Raw genomic sequence first — 26,716 nt, 5'->3', positions numbered from 1 at the left:
AGTCGCGTCATCGATTCAGCCGGTCAAACAGAGATCGATGACGCGCTGCGTCCGAGATCGATCACGCACCGTCAGCCGTGAGCTGCTGCTGCTTCCGCCAGCGGATACCCGCCTCGATGAAGCTGTCGAGCTCGCCGTCGAAGACCGCGGACGGATTGCCCGTCTCCTGCTCGGTCCGCAGATCCTTCACCATCTGATAAGGGTGCAGAACGTACGAGCGCATCTGGTCGCCCCAGGAGCCAGCGGCGTCGGTCTTCAGGCCCTGGAGCTTGGCCTGCTCCTCCTGCCGCTTGCGCTCCAGCAGCCGGGCCTGGAGCACCCGCAGCGCCGAGGCCTTGTTCTGCAGCTGGGACTTCTCGTTCTGGCAGGTGACCACGATGCCGGTCGGGATGTGGGTGATCCGGACGGCCGAGTCGGTGGTGTTGACGCTCTGGCCGCCCGGGCCGGAGGAGCGGTAGACGTCGATCCGCATCTCGTTCTCGGGGATCTCGATGTGGTCGGTCTGCTCCACCACGGGCAGCACCTCGACACCGGCGAAGCTGGTCTGCCGGCGGCCCTGGTTGTCGAACGGGCTGATCCGGACCAGCCGATGGGTGCCGGACTCCACGCTCAGCGTGCCGAACGCGTAGGGCACCTTGACCGTGAAGGTGGCCGACTTGAGGCCCGCCTCCTCGGCGTACGAGGTCTCGTAGACCTCGGTCGGGTAGCCGTGCCGCTCGGCCCAGCGCAGGTACATGCGGAGCAGCATCTCGGCGAAGTCCGCCGCGTCCACGCCGCCGGCGCCGGCCCGGATGGCGACCAGCGCCTCCCGGGAGTCGTACTCGCCGGACAGCAGGGTGCGGACCTCCATCTCCTGGATGGCCTTGGTCAGCCCCGTGATCTCCGACTCGACCTCGGCGAGGGTGCCGGGGTCGGACTCGGCCTGGGCCAGCTCCAGCAGCACCCCGGCGTCGTCGAGCCCGGAGCGGAGGCTGCCGAGCTTGGAGATCTCGCCGTTGACGTACGACAGCTGCGACGTCACCTGCTGCGCCTTGGCCTGGTCGTCCCACAGGTCCGGCGCGGAGGCCTCCTGCTCCAGGCGGGCCTTCTGCTCGCGCAGCTTGTCGAGGTCGAGCACGGCCTCGATGTTGCGCAGGGTGGCGTCGAGTTCCTTGAGCTGTTCGGCGTAATCGGCAGCGGTCACGACAGACAAGACTACTGCCTACATCGCCCGAGCTGCGGCAGGTGGTCAGCCGACCGGGGCGCTCTTGAGCCAGGACAGCGCCGCCCGGTGGTAGGCGACGGCGAACTCCAGCGCGCTGGCGTCGTAGTCGTCGCCTTCCTTCTTGGCGTTCTTGACCTGCTCGCGCACCGCTGCCAGGGCCTCGGTGTGGTACTCGTTCGCCGACGCGTAGAGGTTCTTGAGCTGGCTCGCCGAGTGCAGGTTGCCGAAGGCCATCCGTAGCGCTACCGGGTTACGGATGGTGTCCCGGCCCGGGTTCTCCGCGAGCCAGCGGGAGAATGTCCGTTTTCCGGCCGCCGTGATCGCGTACGGCTGGCTCAACCGCGGCCCGGGCTTGCCGAGCCGCACCAGACCCTTCTCGGCCAGGACCGGAAGTTCGCGGTAGACCTGGCTGCGGGTCATCGACCAGTACGGCGCCAGCCGGCGCTCGGCGGCGGCCATCAGTTGACCGCCTGTCATCGGGCCGTCGTGCAGCAGACCCAGCAGGGCCGCCGCCGTCGGGTTGACTCCGGATTCCGCCATGCCCTCTAAGCTGCCACTTTGTCGGACCTGGCGTCCAGGATTTGCCGTTTTCGCCACCTGTTGGCTGGTCCGATGTGCACTGTCGGCCGACGACAGTCCGCCGGGGACGTCGCGGTCCTCCCCCGGCCGGCCGGTCGCCGGTGACGCTGGGTGCGCCACCGGCGACCCTGCGCAGGTCAGCCCATGTGCGGGTAGCCGTGCTCGGTCGGCGGGACGAAGGTCTCCTTGATCGTCCGCGGGGACATCCAGCGGACCAGGTTGTGCCAGGAGCCGGCCTTGTCGTTGGTGCCGCTTGCCCGGGCGCCGCCGAACGGCTGCTGCCCGACCACCGCGCCGGTCGGCTTGTCGTTGATGTAGAAGTTGCCGGCCGCGTACCGCATCTTCTCCGCCACCTGGTCGACCACCCGGCGGTCGGTCGCGAAGATCGACCCGGTCAGCGCGTAGGGCGCGATCGACTCGGCCTGGTGGACCACCTCGTCGAAGCGGGCGTCGTCGAAGACGTGCACGCCGAGGATCGGGCCGAAGTACTCGGTGGTGAAGGTCTCGTGCGCGGCGTCCGAGCACTCGAAGAGGGTCGGCCGGACGAAGTAGCCCACCGAGTCGTCGGCGGTGCCGCCGGCCAGGATCTTGCAGCTGTCGTCGCCCTTGATCAGCTCCAGCGCGGCGGCGTGCCGGCCGAACGCCTTGTCGTCGATCACGGCGCCGCCGAAGTTGCTGAAGTCGGTGACGTCGCCGTAGGTGAGCGAGTCGGCGGTGGCGGCCAGCCGGTCGCGCAGCCCGCCCTCCCAGATGGACCGGGGGATGTACGCCCGCGAGGCGGCCGAGCACTTCTGGCCCTGGTACTCGTAGGCGCCCCGGATCAGCGCGGTGTGCAGGGCGTCCACGTCGGCGCTGGTGTGCGCGACCACGAAGTCCTTGCCGCCGGTCTCGCCGACCAGCCGCGGGTAGCCCCGGTAGCGGGCGATGTTGTCGCCGACGGTCTTCCAGAGGTGCTGGAAGACCTTGGTGGAGCCGGTGAAGTGGATGCCGGCCAGGTCCGGGTCGGCGAGCACGACGTCGGAGACCTCCTCGCCGCGCCCGGTGACCATGTTGATCACGCCGGGCGGCAGGCCGGCCGCCTCGAACAGCCGCATGGTGAAGTGGGCGGCGAACTGCTGGGTCGGGCCCGGCTTCCAGACCACGGTGTTGCCGAGCAGCGCCGGAGCGGAGGGCAGGTTGCCGGCGATCGCGGTGAAGTTGAACGGGGTGACCGCGTAGACGAAGCCCTCCAGGGGCCGGTGGTCGAAGCGGTTCCACACGCCCGGCGAGGACATCGGCTGCTCGGCCAGGAGCTTGCGGGCGAAGTAGACGTTGAACCGGAGGAAGTCGATCAGCTCGCAGGCCGCGTCGATCTCGGCCTGGACCACGGTCTTGGACTGGCCCAGCATGGTGGCGGCGTTGAGGGTGTCCCGCCACGGACCGGAGAGCAGGTCGGCGGCGCGCAGGAAGATCGCGGCGCGCTCCTCGAACGGCAGCGCCCGCCACATCGGCGCGGCGTCCTTGGCGGCCTTCACCGCGGCGCGCGCGTCGTCCTGGGTGGCGTGGCCGGTCACGCCGAGCACGTGGGCGTGCTTGTGCGGCTGGACCACGTCGATCGGGTCGCCGGCGGCCATCCGCTGCTCGCCGGCGATGGTCATCGGCAGGTCGATCCGCTCGGCGGCCAGGTCGGCCAGCCGCCGCTGGAGCCGCTCCCGCTCGGCGCTGCCGGGCTCGTAGGTGTTTACCGGCTCGTTGCGCGGCTCGGGTACGGAGAACACGGCGTCCATCACAGGCTCCTGTGCGATCTCGACGGCGGTGGCGAAACCGGACCCGCGGGCGCCGGCCGGGTGGCCGGGCTGCCGGGCGCCGCGCGCGGGGTACCGGTCGCGGCGGCGGGACCTCGGCCAATTCTTCCATGCGAGGGACCCGACCCCACCTCCACCGCCCCGGTTCGGGCCGCCCCGGGCCGGCGCACCCGGACGCACGGCCCCACACCGGTCCGTAGGCGACAAGCCACCCTTTCCGACGAATCCTCAGTCAGCCCGACCCCTTGCCTGCGATCCGTCACCACCCGGCCAGCTCACCCCGGATGGACCACGTCGGCCGGCGTGGCCGGGAGGGGGCCCCGGAGCGCCGCGTACGCTGGATGACCGGTGACCTGCCCGGCCGTCGCGGCCGATCCGGCGTCCGTCGAGAGGGAGACGATGAGCAAGCAGCCCGGCAGCTCCACGGCCGCGGAGCCGGACCAGCCCGCCACCGAGCCGACGGTCGGGACGCCGGCCGGATCCCCGTCGGACGCGCCGACCGCCGGTGGCCGCCTCGCCCACGCGCCCGGTGCCCTGGTGCTGGCCGTGCTGTCGCTCGCCTGGCTGGCCGCCATGCTCTGGTCCACCCGGGCCGCCATCACCTCGGCGGCGGCCGGGGTCACCGCGCTCAGCCTCTCCGCGTACGCCCTGCCGGGCGTGATCACGGCCGCGCTGGTCGCCGGCGCCGCGGTCGCCCTGGCGGCGACCAACCGGCTGGACCGGGTCACCTTGCGCTTCCTCGTCGCCGTCGGCGCCGGCCTGCTGGTCGGGCTCGCCGCCGCCCTCGCGGTCAACCTGACGTACGCCGACAACGCGACCACCAACACCATCGCCGGCACCACCGTCGCCGCGGCGATCATCGGTGGCGCGGCGGCCGGTGCGCGCAACGCCCGGGTGGTCGGCGGGGTCGCCGCCGCCACGCTGGCCGCGCAGGTCTTCGTGGTGCTGTTCAGCCGGGCCCGGGACCCGCTCTCCGACCTGTTCGGCGCCGGGGACACCCAGCAGTCGGTGCTCGACGCCGCGAAGTGGGTGTCCCGAACCGAGTCCCTGCTCGCCGGGCTTGTCGCCGGCCTGGTGGCGTACCTCTACCTGGCCTGGGCCCGCCGCCGCGCCGAGCGGCGGGACGCGGCCGTCGCGGCGCTGCGCTGGCCGGCGTACCTCGTGGCCGGAGCCGGCGCGGGGCTGCTCCTGCTGCTCACCGAAGTGATCATCCGGGTCGGGGGGCGCGGGCTGCTCGACCTGGCCGCCGCGCTCAGCGAGGCGGACGAGGTGGCACAGACGGCGCTCGGCACCTCGCGGGTGGACAACGGCATCTGGGTGCTGTTCGTGGGGGCGCTCACCGCGCTCGTCCTGTTCGGCCGCACCCTCGGCCCGCGCGCCGTGGAGGACGAGGACGAGTCCGACTCCTGAGGCCCGTCAGCCGGCGTCGCGCAGCAGCAGGTCCAGCTCGGTCACGTCGTACCACTCCAGCTCGTGGTCCTCGGCCCCGTCGACGGTGAACTGGGCGTCCGGGTCGCCGGCCTGCGCCTCGGCCACCACCTCGGCGGCGGCCGCCACGTCGTCGACCGCGTCCCCGCCGTCCACGTGGATCGCGGCGACGGACTTCACCGGCACCGGCCCGGAGAGCCGCACCACGCTGGAGCCCAGCTCGCCGCCCGCCCGGCCGACCGCGCGGGCCGGCAGGTCCACCGAGACGACGACCCGCCGGCGGGGTGCGCCCGGATCGGCCCGGAGCAGCAGCAGGGCCTCCTGGGCGGCCCGGGTGAAGGCGACGTACTCCAGCTCCTCCTCGTCGCCCTCGGCGTACCACTCCCGCAGCTCCGGGGTGACGGCGTGCGCCTCCTCGCCGGCCAGGCCCTCCTCGCGCAGCCGGGCCAGCATGGGGACGGTCGCCGGCACGTACACCCGGACAAGCTCGTCGGTCACCGGTCTCTCCCCGCCCTCAGCCGCCGGCCGGCGGACGCCGGCTCCGGGCGCCGATCATGCCGTACGCCGTGACCGTCATACACCTCGCACCCGTCGCGGAGAAGTTCCACGCCGGTGTGTCCCCCGGCCGGATTCGCCCGGCCGGGCCTGGGCGATCGGGGTCGTGATGGCAAACTGAAGCAAACGTAGCCAACCCCGGGGGTCGCCGTGGAGCCGAGGTTCCTGCTGCTGTCCGACGTGGCCGCCGAGCTGAACGTCTCGGACTCGCAGGTCTACCACATGGTGCGCAGCGGAGAACTGCCCGCGATCAAGATCGGTGGCCGGGGGCAGTGGCGCGTGGAGCGCGCTCAACTGGAGGAGTACATCCAGCGGAAGTACGCCGAGACCGCCGAGTGGGTACGCGGCAACCCGCTCACCGACCGCGACGTGGAGTGACCGCACAATGCCGCACCGGCATTGACGGTTGGCGTTGCCCTGCCCGAGAATGAGCAATCATCGAAGGCAAACGAAGGCAAACGCAAGGAACAGGGGTTGAGGATGGTCGACACCCGCCGCCCGCTGGCACCGCGTCCCCCCGTCCGGCTCCGGCCCGCCCCGCCACTCGACCCGCCGTGCATCGACCAGGATCCGGTCTGGGGCGACGCCTCAGCCGATGCGTGGGGCAATGCCGACCAGCTCGCGCTCGACCTCTTCGACCCCCGCCGCCGGGATCCCGACCGGCCCGCCGGCCGGGCCCCCGACCGGTCCATCGGGCTGTCCGCCGGACGGGTCCGGGACAGGGCGGCCGGCAGGGGCGCCGACGTCCGGCCGCTGCCGGCCGGGCCGGGGCGCTCGGACGGCCCGCCGCCTGCGGCGCTGGTCACCGCGACCCCCGAGGCGGCCCGAGCGGCGCACCGCTTCGTCCGCACCTTCCTGGAGATCGTCAACGGTTACCGCCCGCCCGGGCAGCTCCGGCCGCTCTGCCTCCCCGAGGCGACCGCCCGGGTGACCGCCGAGCTGGCCCGCGCCGCCCGCCGGGTCGGCCCGGCACGCCGCCGCACCGCCCGACCGGTCCTCCAGCTCCGGCGGCTGCGGGTCAGCGAGCCCCGCGCGGGCGCGGTCGAGGCCGCCGCCGTGCTGGCCGGCACCGGCGGCGCGAGCTGGGCCATCGCGCTGCGCCTGGAACACCGCCGCGGCACCTGGCTCTGCACCGTCCTCGACGTCCTCTGACCGACCCCGACCGACATCAGCTCGGCGCCCGGGCGCGAAGCCGACCTACGCAGTGATCAACTCCACCTCGCCGAAGTGGCGGCATCCCAGCCCCTCCGACACCGCCACCTCGCCGAGCTGGAGTCGATCATGGGATCGCCGCCGGCGTGCCGGATCGCGGGAGTTGGGGCGGGCGGGACGCGGACGGGCCCCGGCCATCCGGCCGGGGCCCGTCGGGGCTGGTGCGGGGCGGGTCAGTTGCCGCCGTTGGGGGCGCCGTGGCAGCGCTTGTACTTGCGGCCGGAACCGCACGGGCAGGGCGCGTTGCGGGACGGGCCCTCGCCGCCGCCGTCGACCTGGCCGGGAGCGGCCCGCCGGGCCGTGCTCGCCGCGACCGCCTGGCCGCTCATCCCGGCCGTCCGGCGCGGGGTGGAGGCGGCGGGACGCTCCGACGTCTCGGACCGGCCGATGCCGAGCGCCGGCGCCTGCTCCTCGGCGCGCTCGAGCACCGGCGCGCCACGGCCGGCCTCGCCGTCGACCGCGGGAGCCGAATACTGCAGGCCCTGCTGCTGCGGCGTGCGGTTGAGACCCTTGGCGCGGATCTCCACCGGCTTCTCCAGCAGCTGGACCTCCTCCTCCTCGGCCTCCGGCGTCGGCTCCTCGACCTGCACCTCCAGGTTGTAGAGGAAGCCGACCGTCTCCTCCTTGATGCCGTCCATCATGGTGGCGAACATGTCGAAGCCCTCGCGCTGGTACTCGATGACCGGGTCGCGCTGGGCGTACGCCCGCAGGCTGATGCCCTCCTGGAGGTAGTCCATCTCGTAGAGGTGCTCGCGCCACTTGCGGTCGATCACCTGGAGCAGGACCATCCGCTCGAGCTGGCGTACGGCCTCCTCGCCGAGCTGCTCCTCGCGCCGGTCGTACGCGGCGTTCGCGTCCTCCTTGAGGCGGGCGAGCAGGAAGTCCTGGTCGAGGCCGGCCCGGGAGCCCAGCTCCTCCTCCAGCTCGTCAATGGTGATGCCCACCGGGTAGAGCTGCTTGAGGTTGGACCAGAGCTGCTCGAGGTCCCAGTCCTCGGCGTAGCCCTCGCTGGTCGCGCCCACCACGTACGCAGCGACCACGTCGTCGATCATGTTGCGGACCTGCTCGGAGAGGTCCTCGCCGTTGAGCACCCGGAGGCGCTCGGCGTAGATCACCTGGCGCTGCTTGTTGAGCACCTCGTCGTACTTGAGGACGTTCTTCCGGATCTCGGCGTTCTGGCCCTCGATCTGGGCCTGGGCGCTCTTGATCTGGCGGGTGACCATCTTCGACTCGATGGGCACGTCCTCCGGGATGTTGAAGCGGTCCATCACCGCCTCGACGGCACCGGCCCGGAAGCGCTTCATCAGGTCGTCCTGCAGCGACAGGTAGAAGCGGGACTCGCCCGGGTCACCCTGCCGGCCGGCGCGACCGCGCAGCTGGTTGTCGATCCGGCGCGACTCGTGCCGCTCGGTGCCCAGCACGTAGAGGCCGCCGGCCGCGGCGACCTCCTCCGCCTCGACGTCGCAGGCCTGCTTCCAGGTGGGCAGGACCTCCTCCATCGCCTTGGCGTACTCCTCGGGCTGCTCGACCGGGTCGAGGCCGCGCTGCCGCAGCTCGTTGGCGGCGAGGAACTCGGGGTTGCCGCCGAGCAGGATGTCGGTGCCGCGGCCGGCCATGTTGGTGGCGACGGTGACCGCGCCCTTGCGCCCGGCCTGGGCGACGATCTCCGCTTCCTTGGCGTGGAACTTCGCGTTGAGCACCGAGTGCGGGATGCCGCGGCGGCGCAGCAGGTGGGAGAGGATCTCCGAGTTCTCCACGGAGACCGTGCCGACCAGCACCGGCTGGCCGTGCTCGTGCCGCTCGGCGATGTCCTCGACCACGGCGTTGAACTTGGCCTTCTCGGTCTTGTAGATGACGTCCGCCCGGTCGAGGCGGACCATCGGCCGGTGCGTCGGGATGGTCACGACGCCGACCTTGTAGACCTTGTTGAACTCGCTCGCCTCGGTCTGGGCCGTGCCGGTCATGCCGGAGAGCTTCTCGTAGAGGCGGAAGTAGTTCTGGAGGGTGATGGTGGCCAGGGTCTGGTTCTCCTGCTTGATCTCCACCCCCTCCTTGGCCTCGATCGCCTGGTGCATGCCCTCGTTGTAGCGGCGGCCGTGCAGGATGCGGCCGGTGAACTCGTCGACGATGAGGACCTCGCCGTCGCTGACGATGTAGTCCTTGTCGCGCTTGTAGAGCTCCTTGGCCTTGATCGCGTTGTTCATGTAGCCGACGAGCGGGGTGTTGACCGACTCGTAGAGGTTGTCGATGCCGAGCCGGTCCTCGATCTTGGCGACACCGCGCTCGGTGATGGCGATGGTGCGCTTGGCGTGGTCGACCTCGTAGTCGCCCTCACCGTCGGTGCCGGGCTGGAGCCGGGCCACCACGGAGGCGAACTCCTGGTACCAGCGGGCGGAGTGCTCGGCCGGGCCGGAGATGATCAGCGGGGTCCGCGCCTCGTCGATGAGGATCGAGTCGACCTCGTCGACCACGGCGAAGAAGTGGCCGCGCTGGACCAGCTCCTCCTTCGACCACGCCATGTTGTCGCGCAGGTAGTCGAAGCCGAACTCGTTGTTGGTGCCGTAGGTGATGTCGCACTCGTAGGCCGCGCGGTGCTCGGTGGCCGGCCGGTTGGGCAGCACCACGCCCACGCTGAGGCCGAGGAACTCGTGCACCCGGCCCATCCAGGCGGCGTCGCGCTCGGCCAGGTAGTCGTTCACCGTGATCACGTGCACGCCCTTGCCGGCGAGCGCGTTCAGGTAGACCGGCATGACCGAGGTCAGGGTCTTGCCCTCACCGGTCTTCATCTCGGCGATGTTGCCGAAGTGCAGCGCCGCGCCGCCCATCACCTGGACGTCGTAGGGCCGCTGGCCGAGCACCCGGGCGGCGGCCTCCCGGCACACCGCGAACGCCTCGGGCAGCAGGTCGTCGAGAGTCTCGCCGTCGGCGAGCCGCTCCCTGAACTGGTCGGTCATGTCCCGCAGCTCGTCGTCGCTGAGGTCGACGTAGTCGTCCTCGATCGAGTTGACGGCGGCGGCGATGGCCTTGAGCCGACGCACCATACGGCCCGCGCCCGCGCTAAGGACCTTTTCCAGAATCGACACGGATCAACGCTCCCCTAGACAGTCTCGAACCATCGTAGGCGCTCCGGCGCGGCGATGGTCACTGGTGGCTGCGGTCCGGAGCCGCGAACCCGACATAACGCCGAGCGGGCGCGCTGACCGGCGGTAATCGGGTTACGCCGTACGCGAACGATCCGGCACGATGGCTCGGGTGGAGCCTGTGGAGATCATCGAGGACGGCCTGCTGCTGCGACCCTGGCGGGCGGAGGACGCCGACGCGGTGCACCGCGCCTGCCAGGACCCGGACATTCAGCGCTGGACCACCGTACCTCGCCCGTACCTGCCGGAACACGCCCTCGGATTCGTGACCACGATCAGCGGGACGGCCTGGGCGGAGGGCACCGGGGCGCCGTTCGCGGTCTGCGACGCGCAGACCGGCGAGCTGCTCGCCTCCTGCGGCCTCGTCTCCGTCGACCGCGGCCTGGACTCCGCCGAGGTGGGCTACTGGACCGCGCCCTGGGCCCGCGGCCGGGGCGTGGCAGTCCGCGCCACCCGGGCGGTCGCCCGCTGGGTCTTCGACGCGCTCAAGCTGCGCCGGGTGACCTGGCAGGCGGAGGTCGGCAACCACGCCTCCCGGCTGGTCGCGCTCCGGGCCGGCTTCCGGGTCGAGGGCGAGCTGCGGCTGGCCCACCCCTCGGTCGACGGCCGCCCGGAGGGCTGGATCGGCTCCCTCCTGCCGCACGAGCTGGGGGCACCGGGTGAGCCCCTCCGCCACGGCCCGGACACCCTGGAGGCCCGCCGGGCCGCCGTCTTCGCGCGGCCCCAGCCGGTCCTGTTCGCCACCGCGGGCGACACCGAGCTGCAGCTGCGCGCATTCGAGGAGCGCGACATCGACGCGCTCGTGACCACCTGCCGCGACGAGGAGAGCATCCGCTGGACCACGGTGCCGCACCCCTACCAGCGGCAGCACGCCGAGGGCTACCTGCGGGACATCGCCGAGGCGTCCTGGGCCCGGGGCAAGGGGGCGGCCTACGCCGTCGCCGACCCGGACGATCGGTACGTCGCCTCGATCGACCTGCGCATCTCCCCCGGCGACCCGCTCGTCGCCGACGTGGGCTTCATGACCGCGCCGCACGCCCGGGGCCGGGGCTACCTGCCGGCCGCGCTGGCCGCGCTCTGCGCCTGGGGCTTCACCACGCTCGGCCTGGCCCGCATCGAGTGGCGGGCCAATGTCGGCAACACCGCGTCGCGCCGGGCCGCCGAGAAGGCCGGCTTCACCGTCGAGGGCACGCTCCGCGGCGGGGTCCAGCACCGCGGGGAACGGCAGGACGTCTGGGTCGGCGGGCTGCTCCCGCAGGACCTCACGTGACGCCCGAGACCATCGAGGCGTACGGGGTGCGGCTGCGGCGGAACCGGCTCACCGACGCGACGGACACGGCTGCCGCCTGCGCCGACCCGCTCACCCAGCGGTTCCTGCCCGGCCTGCCCGACCCGTACACCGAGGAGAGCGCCCGGTGGTGGATCACCGAGGGCGCACCGGCGGCCTGGGCCACCGGCGGCGCGGCGTACGTGATCGCCGACCCGGCCACCGACCGGTTGATCGGCGCGGCCGGCCTCAGCCACCCGGTGGCGGAGCGCGGCCAGGCGGAGATCGGCTACTGGGTCGCGCCGTGGGCGCGCGGCCGGGGCGTCGCCACGGCCGCCACCCGCGCGCTGGCCGAGGCGGCCTTCGCCGCCGGCGCCGTCCGGCTCGAACTGCTCACGCAGGAGGAGAACGCGGCGAGCCAGCGGGTGGCGCTGGCCGCCGGGTTCCGGCACGAGGGGGTACGCCGGTCGGCCGGCCAGGGCCGGGACGGTCGCCACGACCTGGCCGTCTGGGTACGCCTCGCCGACGACCCGCCCGGTCCGACCGTCCGGCTGCTGCCGGACCTGCCCGACGGCCGGCTCACCGACGGCGTGGTGACGCTGCGCCCGGTCGGGCCGGCGGACGCCGAGGTGGTGTACCGGCTGCACACGCTGCCGGAGGTGGTGGCGAACCGGGTGCCGCCGGCCCCGCCGACGCGGGAGTCGATCGAGCGGCGGTGCCGCCGCGCGGAGAGCCAGTGGCTGGCCGGCCGCGCGGCCGACCTCGCCATCCTCGACGCGGCCACCGGCGCCGTGGTGGGCGGCTGCGCGCTGGTGTACGACGAACCGAGCACCGGCCAGGCCATGCTCGGCTACAGCATGCTGCCCGAGGCGCGCGGCCGGGGGCTGGCCACCCGGGCGGTGGGCCTCGTCGCCGGCTGGGCGTTCGAGATCGGGCTGGCCCGGCTCTGGGCCGGCACGCGGCCCGAGAACCTCGCCTCGCAGCGGGTGCTGGAGAAGGCCGGCTTCGGCCGGGAAGGGCTGCTGCGGGGCCGGCTCCCCGGCCCGGACGGCACCCGGATCGACTCGTTCATCTTCGGCCGGCTGCCGGGCGACCGCGCCGGCTGACGGCGGAAGCCGCGGTGGTCGCCCACCACGGCTTCCGGCCGGTGTCGTCCCGCGGGGTGGTCAGGGTCCGGTGTCGAGCGAGATGATCCCGTAGTCGTAGGCGTGCCGGCGGTAGACCACGCTCGGGCGGCCCGACTCCTTGTCCTGGAACAGGTAGAAGTCGTGGCCGACGAGTTCCATCTGGAACAGCGCGTCGTCGACCGTCATCGGCTCGGCGGGGTGCACCTTCGCCCGCGCGATGTGCCACGGCTGGTCGTCGGGTTCCTCGTAGCCACCCTCGTCGGGCCGTTCCGCGACGGCGGTGGCCGTCGCGTGCCCGTTCAACGCCGCCAGGCCGGGCCCTTCCAGGTCGGTCACCGGCAGGTCCGCGGTGGCGGCGGCGACCGAGAGCGGCGCGTGCCGGCCGCGGTGCACGCGGCGGCGGTCGGCCGCCCGGCGGAAGCGGGTGTCCAGCTTGGCGATGGCCGCGTCCAGCGCGCTGTAGAAATCATTCGTGCAGGCCTCGGCCCGGATCACCGGGCCGCGCGTCACGCAGGTGATCTCCACCCGCTGGCAATGATCGGCCTGGCGCGGATTGCGCTCGTGGAACAACTCGACGTCCACGCGAATGAGCTTGTGGTCGTAGCGTTCGATCTTCGCGAGCTTTTCGGCTACGTGCACCCGGTAATGGTCCGGCACTTCGACGTTACGGCCCTTGACCACGATGTCCACGTGACCTCCCTTGTTCGGACGGTCGTTCGGTCCGGATCTTCCGGTCGACGCGCCCTGGGAGAACCCCGTCCGGCGTCGACCGATGGTGTACGGCTACGCCTCCTTCCAATGCCGGGGGAAGGTTGGCAACCCTCCTACCCCCGACACGAAAACGCTAACTCCTGTTCGGCCACCAGTCACCCCCAGTTGCCGGCAGAGGCCGCGAAATTTAACAGCTCATACACCATGGGGTGAAACGGAAACACGGAGCGTTACGCATGGTGCCGCTTTTGCGTTGCGGCGAGCACGGCCGCGACCTTTGGCGGCATTCCCGCGTCGCGCAGAACACGGCTCACCGCCGCCAGCGTGGCCCCCGTGGTGACGATGTCGTCCAGCAGCACCACGGGACCGGCCACCCCGCCGGTCCGGCGCAGCCGGAACGCCGCCTCGGCCGCGGCGGCCCGCCCGGCGCTGTCCAGCGCCACCGAGTCGGGCCGGGGCAGCGCGCGCAGCGGCCGGAGCACGCGTACCGGCCAGCCGGCCGCGCCCAGCCGGGCCGCCGCGTGGCGGGTCAGCCGGTCCAGGTGGTCGCCGTACCGGGCCCGGGCCGCCCGGGCGGTGTCCGGCACCGCCACCAGGGTCACCGGACCACGCGGGCCGACCGCCGCGGCGACCACCTCGGCCAGCAGCGCGCCCAGCGGCCGGGCCAGCCCGTGCCGGCCCCGCTCCTTGTACGCCAGCAGCCCGTTGCGCAGCGCGCCCGCGTACGGGCCGAGGGCGGCGCAGGGCGGCAGGCCGGCCGGGGTCGGGTCGGGTCGGGTCGGCGCCGGGGTCAGCGCCTCCAGGTCCCGCACGCAGCCCGGGCAGAAGCCCTGTCGCAGGCCCGGCACGCGCTCCCCGCAGCCGGCGCACCCGGCCGGCAGCACCAGGTCGGTCAGGTCCGACCAGAGTCCGCCCAGCCCCGGCACCGGCGCCTCAGTAGAGGAAGAAGGGCGCGGTCGGGTTGGTCGCCCGGCTGCCCGAGGGCACGTCCAGCACCTGCTCCCGCTTGATGGTGTCGAACGGGTTGTTCCGGTAGGCCGCCCGGTTCGCCTCGTACATGTACGACAGCGACGGCAGCCCGCCGACCGCCCCGCCCGGGTACGCGGCCAACAGGGTCACCTCGGCGCCGATGTCCCGCTCGAGCGCGGTCTCCTCAGCGCCGTCGACGGTGATCTGGTGGATCGCCGGCCGCCGGTCCGCCTCTTTGCCGGCCAGGACCAGGTCGTTCTCCGCGAGCCAGTCCACCGCGGTGATGCCGGTCAGCAGGGTGGCCAGCCGGCGAGGTTGACCCACGCTGACCACGCCGCCGTCGACACTCACCGCGGCGACGTAGAGCACGCCCCCGCTGACCAGGGCGATCCGGTGTCCGTCGAGAGACCCGGCGACCGCCACGACCGGGCCGGTGATGTTCAGCGCGACCGGGCTCATCGCGGCCGAGCCGTCGAAGCGGTAGAGCTTGCCGTCGGCCGCCACGAGGCCGGCCGGGTGCCGCTCGTCCAGCGAGCGGAGCCAGGTGGGTCGGCCCAGCGAGGCGTACGTCTGGCTGCTGGTGGCGGGCATCTGCACCGGGTCCGCGCCGGAGCCGACCTTGAGCCGCTGCCGGCGGTCCGCCCCGGTCACCGCAAGCGCGGCCATCACCTGGTCGCCCGCGCGGGTGATTGCCGCGGAGACCACGTTCTTGTTGTCGGCCGGCTCCAGCGGGACGGCGGCTCTTGGCTCGTTGCCGATGGCGAGCGGCCGGATGGCGCCGTCGTAGACGCTGAACCGCGCCGGGGCTTCCCCGGTCGGGTACGCGACGTGCGCCGTCCGCTCCTGCTGGAGGTCGACGGTGCGCCGCTTCTGGTTCTGGATCTTCAGGTCGAGCTGACCGTTCAGGTCGGGCAGCGACCAGGCGAGCTGGGTGGCGAGCAGGGCGAGCCGCTTGTCGTCGGCCCCCGGCATGCGCAGGTTGACCTCCCAGTGCCCGTCCGAGCCCGTGGCGTTGTTGATCGGCCGGGTGTCGTCGGGAAGCCGGGTGACCCCCGGGGCCAGCCAGTCGGACGGGCCACCGGTCAGCCACTTCACCACGTCGGTGATCCGCCGCTCGGCCGGCACCGACGAGGGCAGGTAGCGCAGCTCCGGCACCAGGCGTGACTGGTCCGCGTTCCAGAAGTAGATGGTGCGCGACGGGTAGTACCCGCGCAGCGCGTCGTCGCTGATCAGCAGCACGTTCGGCAGGTCCGTGATGAGCAGCCCGCCGCCGGCCGGCTCGGCCCGGCGCAGCTGGAACACGTACTCGGTCTCGCTGGCCACCGGCGGGGACAGGCTGCCGTCGGCGCCCAGCACGCCGACCTGTTGCACCTTGAGTGTCACCTTGCTGGTGCCCTGGTTGTTCGGCGGGGTGACCTCAGGCTTCTCCCGCAGCCGCACCACGGTCAGTTCGATCTCGCTGCTCTGCTGCTTCTCGCGCAGCAGGATCTTCGCCTCGTCCGCGACGAACTGTTTGGCCCGCGCGTACGCCTGCTCGCGCTCGCCGGCGGCGGCGGCCCGCAGGTAGTTCTCGATGAACGGACCGGGCTCGTTGCTGTCGCCGGGGGTGGGCGGCCGCGCGGGGCTGCCGTTGAGGGCACCCGCCTCGGCGGCCGGGCCCGAGCCGTCGACCTGCACCTCGGTCTCCCGCGGGATCCCGCAACCGGCCAGCCCGGCGGGAAGCAGCACACCGACCAGCAGCGCGACCAGCACCCGCCGCCGCACGGCGCCCAGCTCACTCCTGGCGCTCATGGTGCCACCTCGGCCCGGTCACCGGATTCCGCCGGCCCGATGGCCAGCGCGCCCGCGCCGCTGCCCGGCCCGATGGCGAGCGGGCCGCCGTCGCGCGGACCGCCGAACGGCAGGGTGGCGTCGGCCGGCACGAGCCGCAGCGGTGAGGTGGTCAGCCGGTCCCCGGCGCGGGCCGGCAGGGTCAGCCGGAACTGGGCCCCCTGCCCCGGCGCGCCCCACGCCTCCAGCCAGCCGCCGTGCAGCCGGGCGTCCTCCAGGCTGATCGACAGGCCCAGCCCGGTGCCGCCCGTCTGTCGGGCCCGGGACGGGTCGGCCCGCCAGAACCGGTTGAAGACCAGCTTCTCCTCGCCCGGCTTGAGGCCGACGCCGTGGTCCCGCACGGTGATCGCCACCGCGCTCTGGTCCATGCCCAGGGTGATCCGCACGGGCTTGGCCTCGCCGTGCTCGACCGCGTTGCCGACGAGGTTGCGCAGGACCCGCTCGACCCGGCGGGGGTCGACCTCGGCGATCACCGGGCTGTCCGGAAGGTCCAGCTCGATGGCCACCCCGACCCGCTCGGCCAGCCCGGCCAGCCGCTCGGTCACCCGGTGCACCACCGGCACCAGGTCGGTCGGCTCGCTGTCGAGCATCGCGAAGCCGGCGTCGAAGCGGCTGATCTCCAGCAGGTCGGTGAGCAGCTCCTCGAACCGGTCCAGCTCGGCCTGGAGCAGCTCGGCGCTGCGCGCCACCGCCGGGTCGAAGTCGTCCCGCTCGGCGAAGATCAGGTCGGCGGCCATCCGCACCGTGGTCAGCGGCGTGCGCAGCTCGTGGGAGACGTCGGAGGTGAAACGGCGTTGCAGCCGCGACATCTCCTCCAGCCGGAGGATCTGCCGTTGCAGGTTGGTGGCCATCTGGTTGAACGAGGCGGCGAGCAGGGCCAGGTCGTCCTCGCCGTTGACCACCATCCGCTGGTCGAGGAGGCCCGCGGAGAGCCGCTGGGCGGTCCGGGCGGCCACCCGTACCGGGGTCACCACCAGGCGGGTGACCAGGGCGGCCAGCAGGCCGAGCAGCAGCACGAGGGCCACGCCGGTGGCGACCACGGTGGCCCGGGCGTCGGCCGCCGTGGCGTCCTGCCGGGTCAGGGGTACGAGGTAGTAGAGCTCCAGCTGCCCGAACCGGGTCGGCACCGGGGAGCCGTAGACCAGAAATTTGGTGCGCTCACCGTCGAGCGTGCCGGTGCGGACCTGGTGGGCGACGTTCCCGGCCGCCACCGACGCCCGCAGCTCCGCGCTGATCAGCGGTCGCACCTGCACGTCCGGCGAGGTGCGCGCCTCGATGAAGCCGGCGAAGCTGTCGGCCGTGATGGCCACGACGACGCCGCTGGTCTGCGCCGGGTCACCGCCGGCCAGGTAGTTGACCGTGCCGTCGATGGTGTCCTGGAGCTGGGCCTCCTGCGGCTGGCTGTAGAGGTTGAACTGCTTCGAGGCGTAGTCGCTGCCGTTCTGCAGGCGCAGCAGGACGTCGGTCTCGGCGTTCTCCAGCAGGATGTTGGTGAGCTTGTCCGCGATCAGGTACGCGAAACCGCCCACCAGCAGACTGGACGCCACCAGTGTGATGGTCACCACACGAAGCTGGAGCGACCTCCGCCAGGTCTGGTGGGCCCCGGCGGCGAACCGGGCCGTGCGGCCCGCCAGGACACGCCACAGCGCCCGCGCGGCGCGGAGGCGGCGGGACGCGACGGTCGGCGAGTCGGGGGGCGGGGAGGTCACCACAGTGCTGACCAGGCTATCCGGTGCCCGCCTTGTAACCCACGCCTCGCACGGTGAGGATGATTTCGGGTCGCTCCGGATCCGGCTCGATCTTGGCGCGGAGCCGCTGCACGTGCACGTTGACCAGGCGGGTGTCGGCGGCGTGCCGGTAGCCCCAGACCTGCTCCAGCAGCACCTCGCGGGTGAAGACCTGGCGCGGCTTGCGGGCGAGCGCGACCAGCAGGTCGAACTCCAGCGGGGTCAGCTTGACCTCCTCGCCGTCCCGGCTGACCGTGTGCGCCGGCACGTCGATGGTGATCTGGTTGCCGGGCGGGCCGATGGTGAGCAGCTCCGGCGCCACGTCCTCGCCCCGGCGCAGCCGGGCCCGCATCCGGGCCACCAGCTCCTTGGGCTTGAACGGCTTGACCACGTAGTCGTCGGCGCCGGACTCCAGCCCGAGCACCACGTCGACGGTGTCGCTCTTGGCGGTCAGCATCACGATCGGCACGCCGGACTCGCCCCGGATGGCCCGGGCCACGTCGATGCCGCTCATGCCGGGGAGCATCAGGTCGAGCAGGACGATGTCGGGCCGGCTGTCCCGGAACGCGGCCAGTGCCCGTTCTCCGTCCGCCACGAAGGACGGCACGAAGCCCTCGCTGCGCAGGACGATGCCGAGCATCTCGGCGAGTGCGGGGTCGTCGTCGACCACCAGTACCCGGGCTCTCATGGGGTTTATCGTTCCATCCCCGTTCGTTGAAGAGGTTCGGCGTCTTCACGGCACCGTAGCGCCGAGGGCGGTCCGGCACCACAGCTGACGGCGTGGTCGCCCGCGTGGCGCGCCTGGGCGGACGGGTCCACCGGACGCGGACGCGCCGTGCAACCATGATCCCTCGGGTGTGTCGCCGCCCGCCACCTCCCGCCCGCCAGGAGTACCCGTGCCCGACGTCGGCCCGACCGCGGTGCTCCCGCGCCGCCCGCTGACCGTCGGCGAACTGCTCGACTCGGCCGTCCTGCTGCTGCGCGACCAGGCGCGGGTGCTCGTCCCGCTCGCCGTCCTGCTGGCCCTCGGCGAGCAGGCCCTGCTGCATCCGCTGCGGGTGCTGGCCGGCGCGCGGCCGCCCGAGTGGTGGCCCGACCCGGACCGGTTCGGGTGGTACTGGCTGCTGCTCGCCCTCGGCGCCGGCACCGAGGCCATGATCATCGCGCTGCTCGGCAACCCGGCCGCCCGGGCCGCCGGGGCCGCCCTGCTGGGCCGCCGCACCGGGCCACGCGAGCTGCTGGCGGACGCCCGCTGGGGGCCCACCCTGCTGGCCGGAGCCGTGGTCGGCTGCACGGTCCTGCTCGCCGGGCTGGCCGGGCCGGCCTGGTTCGTCGCGTACGGGCTGCTCGGCGCCGTGGTGCCGGTGCTCGTGGTGGACCGGGTTCCGGCGTACCGGGCGCCGGGGCGGGCGCTGCGGCTGGCGGTCCGGGTCGGTGGGCGGGCCGCCGCCATCCGGCTGCTCGGCTACCTGGGTTGGTGGCTGATCCGGCTCGGCATCGGGCTGGGCGTCTACCACGGTCTCGGGCTGCTGGGCCTGTTCGACGTCTCCGCCTGGGCGCTGCCGGTCGCCATCGTCGCGTGGGTGGCCGTGAACGCGGTCGCGTACCCGGCGCTGGCCTGCCTGGACGCGGTGCTGCACCTGGAGACCCGGATGCGCACCGAAGGGCTGGACATCCGGCTCTCTCGGAACCCGGCCCCGGAGCCCGTCCTGCTGGCGGTGCCCCGGTGAGCCGGTGGTGGACCGAGACGGTCGCCGCGCTGGGGGACGCCGTACCGCTGCCGCTGGCCGCCCTGCTCCTGCTGGCCGGAGCGCTGCTGGTCGCGCTGGCCTGGTACTTCTTCCCGGCCTGGGTGCCCCGCCGGCTGCCCCGGATCGGCCGGCCTCGGCTCCCCCGGCTCTGGCTGCGCCTGCCCCGGCTGCGGCGGCCGAAGCTGCGGTTGCCGAGACTGCGGCTGCCCCGGCGGCGGCGCCGGACCCGACGGGACGCGCCCGCGGTGCCGGTGCCCACGCCCCGGTCGGCCGAGCCGGCGACGGCCGCCCAGGCGGGCCTCGCCGACCGGCTCGCCGCCGAGGGCCGGTACGCCGAGGCGGTCCGGGAACGGCTGCGCGAGATGGTCCGCCTGCTGGTGGCGCGGCAACTGGTGGAGCCTCGCCCGGGGCTGACCGTCACCGAGCTGACCACGGCCGTGGCCCGGGTCCGGCCCGAGGTGCGGCCCACCCTGCACACCGCCGGATCGATCTTCTCGGACCTCTGGTACGCCCAGCGCCCGGCCACCGCCGCGCACGACCACCGGATGCGGGATCTCGCCGCCGACCTGCGCCGCGAGCTGGCCGCCGAGGGAGAGCCCCGGTGACCGCCACCCTCGACCCGGCCCGGCCGGCGGCCCCGCCCGCGCCCCGCCGCCGGTGGCACCGGCTGCTGGTCCCGATCGGGCTGGCGGTGCTGCTGATCGTGACCACGCTGGTCCTGCACGCCGTGGACCAGCCCGACCCGGACGACCCGGGTTTCCTCGCTCCGGTCGCCGCCGGTGACGACGGGGGCAGCCGGCTGGCCGACGCGCTGCGCGCGCAGGGGGTGCCGATCCGCCGGGAGACCGACACGCTGCACGCCCTGCGGGCCGCCGGAGCGGGCCCCACCACCCTCTTCGTGCCCGCTCCGGACCTGGTGCACCCGGACACCCTGGCCGCCCTGACCGTGCTGCCGCCCGGCAGCCGGCTCGTGCTGGTCGAGCCGTCCCGCCGGGTGCTGACCGGGGTGGGCCTGCCGCTCGAACCGACCGACCGCCGGTGGGCGACCCGGGCCGTGCCGCCCGACGCCGACGGCGCGCCCTGCCGGCTGCCCGAGGCGCTGCGCGCCGGCACCGCCGCCGTCGACGGCCAGCGCTACGCCGGGCCGTCCGGCACCGACCGCTGCTACGCGGGCGCGCTGCGGCGGATCACCTGGGGCACCGAGGTGGTGGTGGTCGGCGCCAGCGACCCGTTCCGCAACGACCGCATCGACGAGTGGGGCAACCGCGCCCTCGCCACCGGCCTGCTCGGCGGCAACCGCCCGCTGGTCTGGCTCGACCTGCCCGGCCCCGCGCCGGCACCGACCGGCCGGAGCTGGTCGCCGACCCCGGACGACGGCGGAACGCCGGTGCCCCGGCGGACCGGCGGCCGCGACGACCGGGCCGACCCGCCGCCGAACCGGGACAACCCGCTCTGGGACGCGTTCCCGCCCTGGTTCTGGGCGATACTCGCCCAGCTCGCCGTGGCCGGGCTCCTGCTGGTGCTGTGGCGGGCCCGCCGGCTCGGCCCGCCCGTGCCGGAGCCGCTGCCGGTCACGGTCCGGGCCGCCGAGACGGTGCTCGGCCGGGCCCGCCTCTACCGCCGCGCCGGCGCCCGGGACACCACCGCCGCGACGCTGCGCGCCGCCGCGCTGGACCGGCTGCTGCCCCGGCTCAACCTGCCCCCGGACACGCCGCCCGACGAGGTGGCCGCCCGGGTCGCCGCGCACGCCGGGGCCGACCCGGAGCGGGTGGCCGAGCTGCTGCACGGCGCTGCCCCGGAGGACGACCGGGAGCTGCTGGCGCTGGCCCGCGACCTGGACGCCCTGACCCGTACCCTGGCCCCCCACCCGACCGAAGGAGACCCACGGTGACCGGACCCGTCATCGCCGCCGCGTCGCCCACCGCGCAGCCCGATGCCCGCGCCGCCCTGCACCGGCTGCGGGCCGAGGTGGCCAAGGCCGTCGTCGGCCAGGACGCCGTCGTCACCGGCCTGGTCATCGCGCTGCTCTGCCGGGGGCACGTGCTGCTGGAGGGCGTGCCCGGGGTCGCCAAGACCCTGCTGGTGCGCACCGTGGCGAGCGCGCTGGACCTGGAGTCCAAGCGGGTGCAGTTCACCCCCGACCTGATGCCCGGCGACGTGACCGGGTCGCTGATCTTCGACCCGCGCACCGCCGCCTTCACCTTCCGGGAGGGGCCGGTCTTCACCAACCTGCTCCTCGCCGACGAGATCAACCGCACCCCGCCGAAGACCCAGTCGGCGCTGCTGGAGGTCATGGAGGAGCGGCAGGTCACCGTCGAGGGCGAGCGCCGCCCGCTGCCCGACCCGTTCATCGTGGCGGCCACCCAGAACCCCGTCGAGTACGAGGGCACCTACCCGCTGCCCGAGGCGCAGCTCGACCGGTTCCTGCTCAAGCTGACCGTGCCGCTGCCCGGGCGGGACGAGGAGCTGGGCGTGCTCCGCGCGCACCACGCCGGCTTCGACCCGCGCGACCTGCGCGCCGCCGGCGTACGCCCGGTGGCCACCGCCGCCGACCTGGCCGCCGCCCGGACGGCGGTGCAGGCGGTGCACGTGGCCGAGCCCGTGCTCGGCTACATCGTGGACCTGTGCCGGGGCACCCGGGTCGCCCCGGCGCTGGAGCTGGGCGCCTCGCCCCGGGGCGCCACCGCCCTGCTGGGCACCGCCAAGGCGTGGTCCTGGCTGGCCGGCCGGGACCACGTCACCCCGGACGACGTGAAGGCGGTCGCCCGGCCCACCCTGCGGCACCGGCTGCGGCTGCGCCCCGAGGTGGAGCTGGAGGGCGTCACCGTGGACGCCGTGCTGGACGCGGTGCTGGCCACCGTGCCGACACCGCGATGACCTGGCGGGCGGGTCTGCTGCTCGCGGCGAGCGCGGCCACCCTGCCGGCCTGGCCGGCGCCGTTCCTCGGCGTCGCCGTGCTGACCGCGGCGGTGCTGCTGCTGGTCGCCCTCGACTGGGCCCTCGCGGCGCCGCTGCACGGGCTCACCGCCACCCGCGCCGGGGACCGCGCGGTCCGGCTCGGCGGCACCGCCACGGTCACCCTGCACCTGGCGAACACCTCCGCCCGCACCCTGCACGCCCAGGTGCGCGACGCCTGGGTGCCCTCGGCCGGGGCGCGGCCCGACGTCCCCGCCGCGCGGGTGCTCACCGTCGCGCCGGGCGGCACGGCCACCCTGCCGGTCCGGCTCACCCCGGCCCGGCGCGGCGACCGGCCGGCGGTGGCGCTGACCGTACGCTCCCTCGGGCCGCTGCGGCTGGCCTTCCGGCAACGCGCCGGCCACCCGGCCACACCACCGTGGACGCTGCGGGTGCTGCCCCGCTTCGACTCGCGGCGGCACCTGCCCGAGAAGCTGGCCCGGCTGCGGATCATCGACGGCGTCCAGGTGACCCGGGGACGCGGCCACGGCACCGAGTTCGACACGCTCCGCGAGTACGTGGTCGGCGACGACGTCCGCTCCATCGACTGGCGGGCCAGCGCCCGCCGCTCCGACGTGCTGGTCCGCACCTGGCGCCCGGAGCGGGACCGGCGGCTGGTGTGCGTGCTGGACACCGGGCGCACCTCGGCGGTCCGGCTCGGCGACGAGCCCCGGCTGGACACCGCGATCGACGCGGCGCTGCTGCTCACGGCGCTGGCCGCCCGGGCCGGCGACCGGGTCGACCTGCTCGCCGCCGACACGGCGGTCCGGGCCCGGGTCACCGGCAGCGGCCGGCCGGCGCTGCTCGCCCGGCTGGTGGACGCCGTCGCGCCGATCCAGCCGGCGCTCGTGGAGACCGACTTCGAACTGATCGCCGGTGAGGTGCTGCGCCGGGAACGGCAGCGCAGCCTCGTGGTGCTCTTCACCGCCCTGGAGGCGGGGGCACTCGGCGAGGGCCTGCTGCCGGTGCTGCCGCGGCTGGCCGCCCGGCACCGGGTGGTGCTCGCGGCCAGCCACGATCCGGTGCTGGCCGGGCTCACCACCGCCCCGCCCGCGACCCCCGACGACGCGTACGCCGCCGCGGCGGCCTGGCGGGCCCTCGCCGAGCGGGACCGCGTCCGGGCCGCCCTGTCCCGGCACGGCGTGACCGTGGTCGACGCGCCCGCCGACCGGCTCGCCCCGGCGGTCGCCGACACCTACCTGCGGCTCAAGTCCCTCGGCCAGCTCTGACGGCCCGCCCGCCGAGCAGCAGCGCGTACGCCAGGAAGGCCAGCCAGACCACGGCGCCGATCGCCACCCGGACGGCGACCGGCAGCGGCGCCGGGGTCACGAACGCCTCCAGCAGCGCGGAGACCGCGAAGAGCCCGACCAGGCCGGCGGCGACCACGATGGCCGAGCGACCCGCCTCGGCGACGGCCCGGCCGCGGCTCAGCTGGGCCGGCGGCGCGATCCAGGCCCAGGCCGTCCGCAACCCGACCCCGGCGGCCACGAAGATGCCGGTGAGTTCGAGCAGCCCGTGCGGGGTGATCATGCCGAAGAACACGTCGGCGCGGCCGTAGGAGACCATCACCCCGCCGACCACGCCGACGTTGAGCGCGTTCTGCCACAGCAGCCAGAGCACCGGCACCACCAGCACCCCGGCGGCCAGGCACTGCGCGGCCAGCCAGGCGTTGTGCGTCCACAGGTGGAACGCGAAGGTCGGCGCGGTGAACTCGGTGTAGTAGCCGGCGAAGCCGGAGTCGACGAGCTGCCGGGCCGCCTCGGCCCCGATGAACGCGGCGGCGGTGTCCGGGTGGCCGGCGACGAACCAGATGAGGAAGGCCGTGAGCGCGCTGAACGCGGTGGCCACCGCGCACCACCAGGGCCAGGCCCGGTAGAGGGCGGCCGGCAGGTCGGCGACGAGGAACCGGCCCACCGCCGCCCAGGAGGCCCGGGGACGGCCGGTGATCCGGGCCCGCGCCCCGAGCACCAGGTGGGAGAGACGGCCGACCAGCGCCGGTTCCGGGGCCCGGCTGCGCAGCGCGGAGAGGTGGGTGGCGGCGCGCTGGTAGAGCGCCACCAGCTCGTCCACTTCCGCCGCGTCCAGCCTGCGCCGGCCGGTCAGCTGCTCCAGCCGCCGCCACTCGGCGCCGTGCTCGGCCACGTACGCGTCGAGATCCACTCGTCCTCCCCCGTCCGGCGCCCATAGTGTTCACTGTCGGAGTGCGCGCGCAACCTCCCCCACCGGCACCGTGGGCCGACGCCGGTCTGGTCAGCGGCGAGGCGGTGGAGCTGGACGTCCGGGCGGCCCGGCTCGGCTCGCGGGTGCTCGCCCTGCTGATCGACCTGGTGGTCCAGCTCGCGGTGGCGCTGCTGCTCGGCGCGGTGCTGTCGGTGCTGGTGCTCAGCCTGCCCGGGGACATCATGGACGCCGCGCTGGCCGGCGGGATGCAGCTCGTGCTGCTGGTGCTGGTGCTGGTCGGCTACCCGGTGCTGATGGAGCGCTTCGTCGGCGGCCGGACGGTGGGCAAGCTGGCCGTGGGGCTGCGGGTGGTCCGCGCCGACGGCGGCCCGGTCGGGGTCGGCCAGTCGCTGACCCGCGCGCTGGTGGGCGTGGCGGTGGAGTGGCCGGGGCTGGTGCTGCCGCTGCTGAGCTGGGCGGCGAGCGTGACCGTGATGCTGACCGACCCGCGCGGGCGGCGGCTGGGCGATCTGGTGGCCGGAACGCTGGTGGTGCACACCCGGGGCGCCGGGGGGTGGCGGCCGGCACCGCAGCCCGTGCCCCCGCTGCTCGGCTGGGCGGGCACCCTCGACCTGACCCGGGTGGACGATGGGCTCGCGCTGGCCGTCCGGCAGTATCTGGGCCGGTTGCACCAGCTCGCTCAGCCGGACCGGTTCCGGCTGGGCCGGGAGCTGTGGGCGGAGGTCGCGGCGGTCACCTCGCCGCCCCCGCCGTGGGCCGCGCCCGAGTCGGCGTACCTGGCCGCCGTGCTGGCCGAGCGGGGCCGCCGGGCCGCGTACCGGCTGGGCCGCGCGCGGGCGGTCACCGCCACGCTCTGGCCCGAGCTGGCGCCCGCGCCGGCCAGCGCGCCGGCACCGGCCGTGCTGCGGCCCGCCGCGCCGTCACCCGCCGTCCCGAGCCAGCCCGGTCCGGTACGCGGACAGCCCACCTCGGTCGACGTCCGGCGCTGACCCGGTCAGGAGAAGAGCGCGCGGCCCCACCAGTCGGCGGCGTCGCGGACGCCGGGCGGGCAGGCGAACAGGCCGCTGGAGACGTGCCGCAGGTATTCGTTCATGGCGTCGTTGCGGGCGAGCCGGGTCTGGATCGGCACGAACTGCTTGCGCGGGTCCCGCTGGTAGGCGATGAAGAAGAGCCCGGCGTCGAGCCGGCCCAGCCCGTCCGAGCCGTCCACGAAGTTGTAGCCGCGGCGCAGCAGGCGGGCGCCGTCGTTCTGGTCGGGGTGGGCGAGCCGGACGTGCGCGGTCTCGGCGATGACCGGCTCGCCGTCGTCGCCCTTGGCGGCGAAGTCCGGCTCGTCGAACTCGGCGCGCTTGCCGAGCGGCGCGCCGGCGCCCTTGGTCCGCCCGACGATCATCTCCTGCTCAGCGAGGGGGCTGCGGTCCCAGGTCTCGACCAGCATCCGGATCTTGCGGGTGACCAAGTAGGACCCGCCGGTCATCCAGTCGGCGCCGTCGCCGGGCTGCGCCCACAGCTGCTCGCGGAGCAGGTCGGTCTCCTCGGCCTTGAGGTTCGCGGTGCCGTCCTTGAAGCCGAACAGGTTGCGGGCGGTGGCCTGCCCCCGCGACGTCGACGACGTACGCCCGAAGCCGAGCTGGGACCAGCGGACGCTGACCACGCCCATGCCGATCCGGGCCAGGTTGCGGATGGCGTGCACCGCCACCTGCGGGTCGTTGGCGCAGGCCTGGACGCAGATGTCGCCGCCGGAGAGTTCCGGCTTGAGCGCGTCACCGGCGAAGTGCGGCAGGTCGGCCAGGGCGGCGGGCCGCTTGTCGGCGATGCCGAACCGGTCCCGGCCCTGGGCGTCGCGGAACAGCGTCGGGCCGAATCCGACGGTGATGGTGAGCTGCGACGGGGGCAGCCCGAGCGCCTCGCCGGTGTCGTCCGGCGGGGCCTCCGGCACGCCGTCGACCGCGCCGATCAGCCCGGCGTCCTTGCCGGCGGTCATCCGGGCCGCGGCGGCGGTCCACTCCTGGAGCAGCGCGACCAGCCGGGCCCGGTCCTTGGTGATGACGTCGAACGCGACGAAGTGCAGCCGGTCCTGGGCGGGGGTGGTGATGCCGGCCTGGTGCTCGCCGTGGAACGGGACCGCGCCGGCCGCTGTCTCGGTGGCGGACGCCTGGTCGCCGCCGCCGAACAGGGCGCCTGCGCCGACCGCCACCCCGGCGACGCCGGCCGCGCCGGCTCCGGCCAGGGTGATGGCCCGGCGCCGGGACAGCCCGGTCCGGCGGGTCGCGTCGTCGGTGCTCGGTTCGCTCAT

The 26,716-nt window shown here is 74.3% G+C and carries 23 protein-coding genes; 11 read left to right on the top strand and 12 right to left on the bottom strand.

Translation table 11 applies throughout. The annotated features are described in order from the left end of the window. Positions 1-61 precede the first annotated feature (61 nt). The 3 genes from prfB to pruA form a co-directional block, all read right to left on the bottom strand. Positions 62-1,183: a peptide chain release factor 2 gene (gene prfB, locus ABZS80_RS01810; RefSeq protein ID WP_151464292.1), complete on the bottom strand. Its 1,122-nt coding sequence runs from the start codon at positions 1,181-1,183 to the stop codon at positions 62-64. Between the two features lie 45 nt (positions 1,184-1,228). Further along, positions 1,229-1,744 carry a helix-turn-helix transcriptional regulator gene (locus ABZS80_RS01805; protein ID WP_355053960.1) on the bottom strand — a complete coding sequence of 172 codons (516 nt, stop codon included), beginning with the start codon at positions 1,742-1,744 and terminating at the stop codon, positions 1,229-1,231. A gap of 176 nt (positions 1,745-1,920) precedes the next feature. After that, positions 1,921-3,549, bottom strand: coding sequence for an L-glutamate gamma-semialdehyde dehydrogenase (pruA, locus tag ABZS80_RS01800; protein ID WP_355053959.1), 1,629 nt, complete (start codon positions 3,547-3,549; stop codon positions 1,921-1,923). Between the two features lie 417 nt (positions 3,550-3,966). Between pruA and ABZS80_RS01795 the strand changes: the two genes are divergently transcribed. Next, positions 3,967-4,977 (top strand): hypothetical protein, encoded by a 1,011-nt coding sequence (locus tag ABZS80_RS01795; protein ID WP_355053958.1) that lies wholly within the window; start codon positions 3,967-3,969, stop codon positions 4,975-4,977. 6 nt (positions 4,978-4,983) lie between these two features. Here the strand turns inward: ABZS80_RS01795 and ABZS80_RS01790 are convergent, their stop codons facing one another. Beyond that, the gene (locus tag ABZS80_RS01790) at positions 4,984-5,493 is read right to left on the bottom strand and encodes a hypothetical protein (protein ID WP_151464289.1); all 510 of its coding nucleotides are present in this window, start codon (positions 5,491-5,493) and stop codon (positions 4,984-4,986) included. 207 nt (positions 5,494-5,700) lie between these two features. Here ABZS80_RS01790 and ABZS80_RS01785 point away from each other — a divergent pair, with 207 nt between their 5' ends. Beyond that, positions 5,701-5,928 (top strand): helix-turn-helix domain-containing protein, encoded by a 228-nt coding sequence (locus tag ABZS80_RS01785; protein ID WP_355053957.1) that lies wholly within the window; start codon positions 5,701-5,703, stop codon positions 5,926-5,928. Positions 5,929-6,030: 102 nt separating this feature from the next. Continuing rightward, entirely contained in the window at positions 6,031-6,702 is a 672-nt protein-coding gene (locus ABZS80_RS01780) for an Rv3235 family protein (protein ID WP_355054192.1), read from the top strand. 233 nt (positions 6,703-6,935) lie between these two features. Here the strand turns inward: ABZS80_RS01780 and secA are convergent, their stop codons facing one another. After that, on the bottom strand, positions 6,936-9,845 hold the full coding sequence (gene secA, locus ABZS80_RS01775; protein WP_355053956.1) for a preprotein translocase subunit SecA: 2,910 nt from the start codon (positions 9,843-9,845) through the stop codon (positions 6,936-6,938). 160 nt (positions 9,846-10,005) lie between these two features. Between secA and ABZS80_RS01770 the strand changes: the two genes are divergently transcribed. Further along, positions 10,006-11,172 (top strand): GNAT family N-acetyltransferase, encoded by a 1,167-nt coding sequence (locus ABZS80_RS01770; protein ID WP_355053955.1) that lies wholly within the window; start codon positions 10,006-10,008, stop codon positions 11,170-11,172. Next, positions 11,169-12,275 carry a GNAT family N-acetyltransferase gene (locus ABZS80_RS01765; protein WP_355053954.1) on the top strand — a complete coding sequence of 369 codons (1,107 nt, stop codon included), beginning with the start codon at positions 11,169-11,171 and terminating at the stop codon, positions 12,273-12,275. The genes ABZS80_RS01770 and ABZS80_RS01765 overlap by 4 nt, the downstream gene beginning before the upstream one ends. A gap of 60 nt (positions 12,276-12,335) precedes the next feature. Here ABZS80_RS01765 and raiA read toward each other — a convergent pair whose 3' ends face one another. The 5 genes from raiA to mtrA all read right to left on the bottom strand — a co-directional run bounded on the left by raiA (position 12,336) and on the right by mtrA (position 18,221). After that, positions 12,336-12,986, bottom strand: a complete 651-nt coding sequence (gene raiA / locus ABZS80_RS01760) for a ribosome-associated translation inhibitor RaiA (protein WP_355053953.1) — start codon at positions 12,984-12,986, stop codon at positions 12,336-12,338. 251 nt (positions 12,987-13,237) lie between these two features. Beyond that, positions 13,238-13,933, bottom strand: a complete 696-nt coding sequence (locus ABZS80_RS01755; protein ID WP_355053952.1) for a ComF family protein — start codon at positions 13,931-13,933, stop codon at positions 13,238-13,240. A 7-nt stretch (positions 13,934-13,940) separates the two neighbouring features. Continuing rightward, positions 13,941-15,740: an LpqB family beta-propeller domain-containing protein gene (locus ABZS80_RS01750; protein ID WP_355054191.1), complete on the bottom strand. Its 1,800-nt coding sequence runs from the start codon at positions 15,738-15,740 to the stop codon at positions 13,941-13,943. A 23-nt stretch (positions 15,741-15,763) separates the two neighbouring features. Next, entirely contained in the window at positions 15,764-17,452 is a 1,689-nt protein-coding gene (mtrB, locus tag ABZS80_RS01745) for an MtrAB system histidine kinase MtrB (protein ID WP_355054190.1), read from the bottom strand. A gap of 79 nt (positions 17,453-17,531) precedes the next feature. Continuing rightward, on the bottom strand, positions 17,532-18,221 hold the full coding sequence (mtrA, locus tag ABZS80_RS01740) for an MtrAB system response regulator MtrA (RefSeq protein ID WP_046564340.1): 690 nt from the start codon (positions 18,219-18,221) through the stop codon (positions 17,532-17,534). Positions 18,222-18,429: 208 nt separating this feature from the next. Here mtrA and ABZS80_RS01735 point away from each other — a divergent pair, with 208 nt between their 5' ends. From ABZS80_RS01735 to ABZS80_RS01715, 5 genes are read left to right on the top strand one after another with little or no spacing between them, the layout of a single operon-like run. Then, the gene (locus ABZS80_RS01735; protein ID WP_355053951.1) at positions 18,430-19,263 is read left to right on the top strand and encodes a hypothetical protein; all 834 of its coding nucleotides are present in this window, start codon (positions 18,430-18,432) and stop codon (positions 19,261-19,263) included. Next, positions 19,260-19,889, top strand: a complete 630-nt coding sequence (locus ABZS80_RS01730; RefSeq protein ID WP_355053950.1) for a DUF4129 domain-containing protein — start codon at positions 19,260-19,262, stop codon at positions 19,887-19,889. The genes ABZS80_RS01735 and ABZS80_RS01730 overlap by 4 nt, the downstream gene beginning before the upstream one ends. Beyond that, positions 19,886-21,175: a DUF4350 domain-containing protein gene (locus ABZS80_RS01725; protein WP_355053949.1), complete on the top strand. Its 1,290-nt coding sequence runs from the start codon at positions 19,886-19,888 to the stop codon at positions 21,173-21,175. The genes ABZS80_RS01730 and ABZS80_RS01725 overlap by 4 nt, the downstream gene beginning before the upstream one ends. Beyond that, complete coding sequence (locus tag ABZS80_RS01720) at positions 21,172-22,161, top strand: MoxR family ATPase (protein WP_151463966.1); 990 nt, start codon at positions 21,172-21,174, stop codon at positions 22,159-22,161. The genes ABZS80_RS01725 and ABZS80_RS01720 overlap by 4 nt, the downstream gene beginning before the upstream one ends. Beyond that, entirely contained in the window at positions 22,158-23,468 is a 1,311-nt protein-coding gene (locus tag ABZS80_RS01715) for a DUF58 domain-containing protein (protein ID WP_355053948.1), read from the top strand. Before ABZS80_RS01720 ends, ABZS80_RS01715 begins: the two co-directional genes overlap by 4 nt. On the opposite strand, the gene ABZS80_RS01710 is transcribed toward ABZS80_RS01715, so the two are convergent. Beyond that, the gene (locus tag ABZS80_RS01710) at positions 23,446-24,399 is read right to left on the bottom strand and encodes a stage II sporulation protein M (RefSeq protein WP_355053947.1); all 954 of its coding nucleotides are present in this window, start codon (positions 24,397-24,399) and stop codon (positions 23,446-23,448) included. The two genes, ABZS80_RS01715 and ABZS80_RS01710, sit on opposite strands and share 23 nt — an antisense overlap. Before the next feature lie 41 nt (positions 24,400-24,440). Here ABZS80_RS01710 and ABZS80_RS01705 point away from each other — a divergent pair, with 41 nt between their 5' ends. Continuing rightward, positions 24,441-25,409 carry an RDD family protein gene (locus tag ABZS80_RS01705; protein ID WP_355053946.1) on the top strand — a complete coding sequence of 323 codons (969 nt, stop codon included), beginning with the start codon at positions 24,441-24,443 and terminating at the stop codon, positions 25,407-25,409. Between the two features lie 5 nt (positions 25,410-25,414). Here the strand turns inward: ABZS80_RS01705 and efeB are convergent, their stop codons facing one another. Beyond that, entirely contained in the window at positions 25,415-26,716 is a 1,302-nt protein-coding gene (gene efeB / locus ABZS80_RS01700) for an iron uptake transporter deferrochelatase/peroxidase subunit (protein WP_355053945.1), read from the bottom strand.

The organism is Micromonospora sp. NPDC005305, from assembly GCF_040607315.1.
In the GTDB taxonomy this organism is placed as follows: Bacteria; Actinomycetota; Actinomycetes; order Mycobacteriales; family Micromonosporaceae; genus Micromonospora.
The sequence above is the reverse complement of the archived record's forward strand: the minus strand, read 5'-3'. Positions and strand labels throughout refer to the sequence as shown.

Excerpts from the sequence above, each read along its gene's own strand:
- ABZS80_RS01805 (WP_355053960.1), bottom strand. The coding sequence starts at position 1,744 with ATGGCGGAATCCGGAGTCAACCCGACGGCGGCGGCCCTGCTGGGTCTG.
- pruA (WP_355053959.1), bottom strand. The coding sequence starts at position 3,549 with ATGGACGCCGTGTTCTCCGTACCCGAGCCGCGCAACGAGCCGGTAAAC.
- ABZS80_RS01795 (WP_355053958.1), top strand. The coding sequence starts at position 3,967 with ATGAGCAAGCAGCCCGGCAGCTCCACGGCCGCGGAGCCGGACCAGCCC.
- ABZS80_RS01780 (WP_355054192.1), top strand. The coding sequence starts at position 6,031 with ATGGTCGACACCCGCCGCCCGCTGGCACCGCGTCCCCCCGTCCGGCTC.
- ABZS80_RS01770 (WP_355053955.1), top strand. The coding sequence starts at position 10,006 with ATGGCTCGGGTGGAGCCTGTGGAGATCATCGAGGACGGCCTGCTGCTG.
- mtrA (WP_046564340.1), bottom strand. The coding sequence starts at position 18,221 with ATGAGAGCCCGGGTACTGGTGGTCGACGACGACCCCGCACTCGCCGAG.
- ABZS80_RS01715 (WP_355053948.1), top strand. The coding sequence starts at position 22,158 with ATGACCTGGCGGGCGGGTCTGCTGCTCGCGGCGAGCGCGGCCACCCTG.
- efeB (WP_355053945.1), bottom strand. The coding sequence starts at position 26,716 with ATGAGCGAACCGAGCACCGACGACGCGACCCGCCGGACCGGGCTGTCC.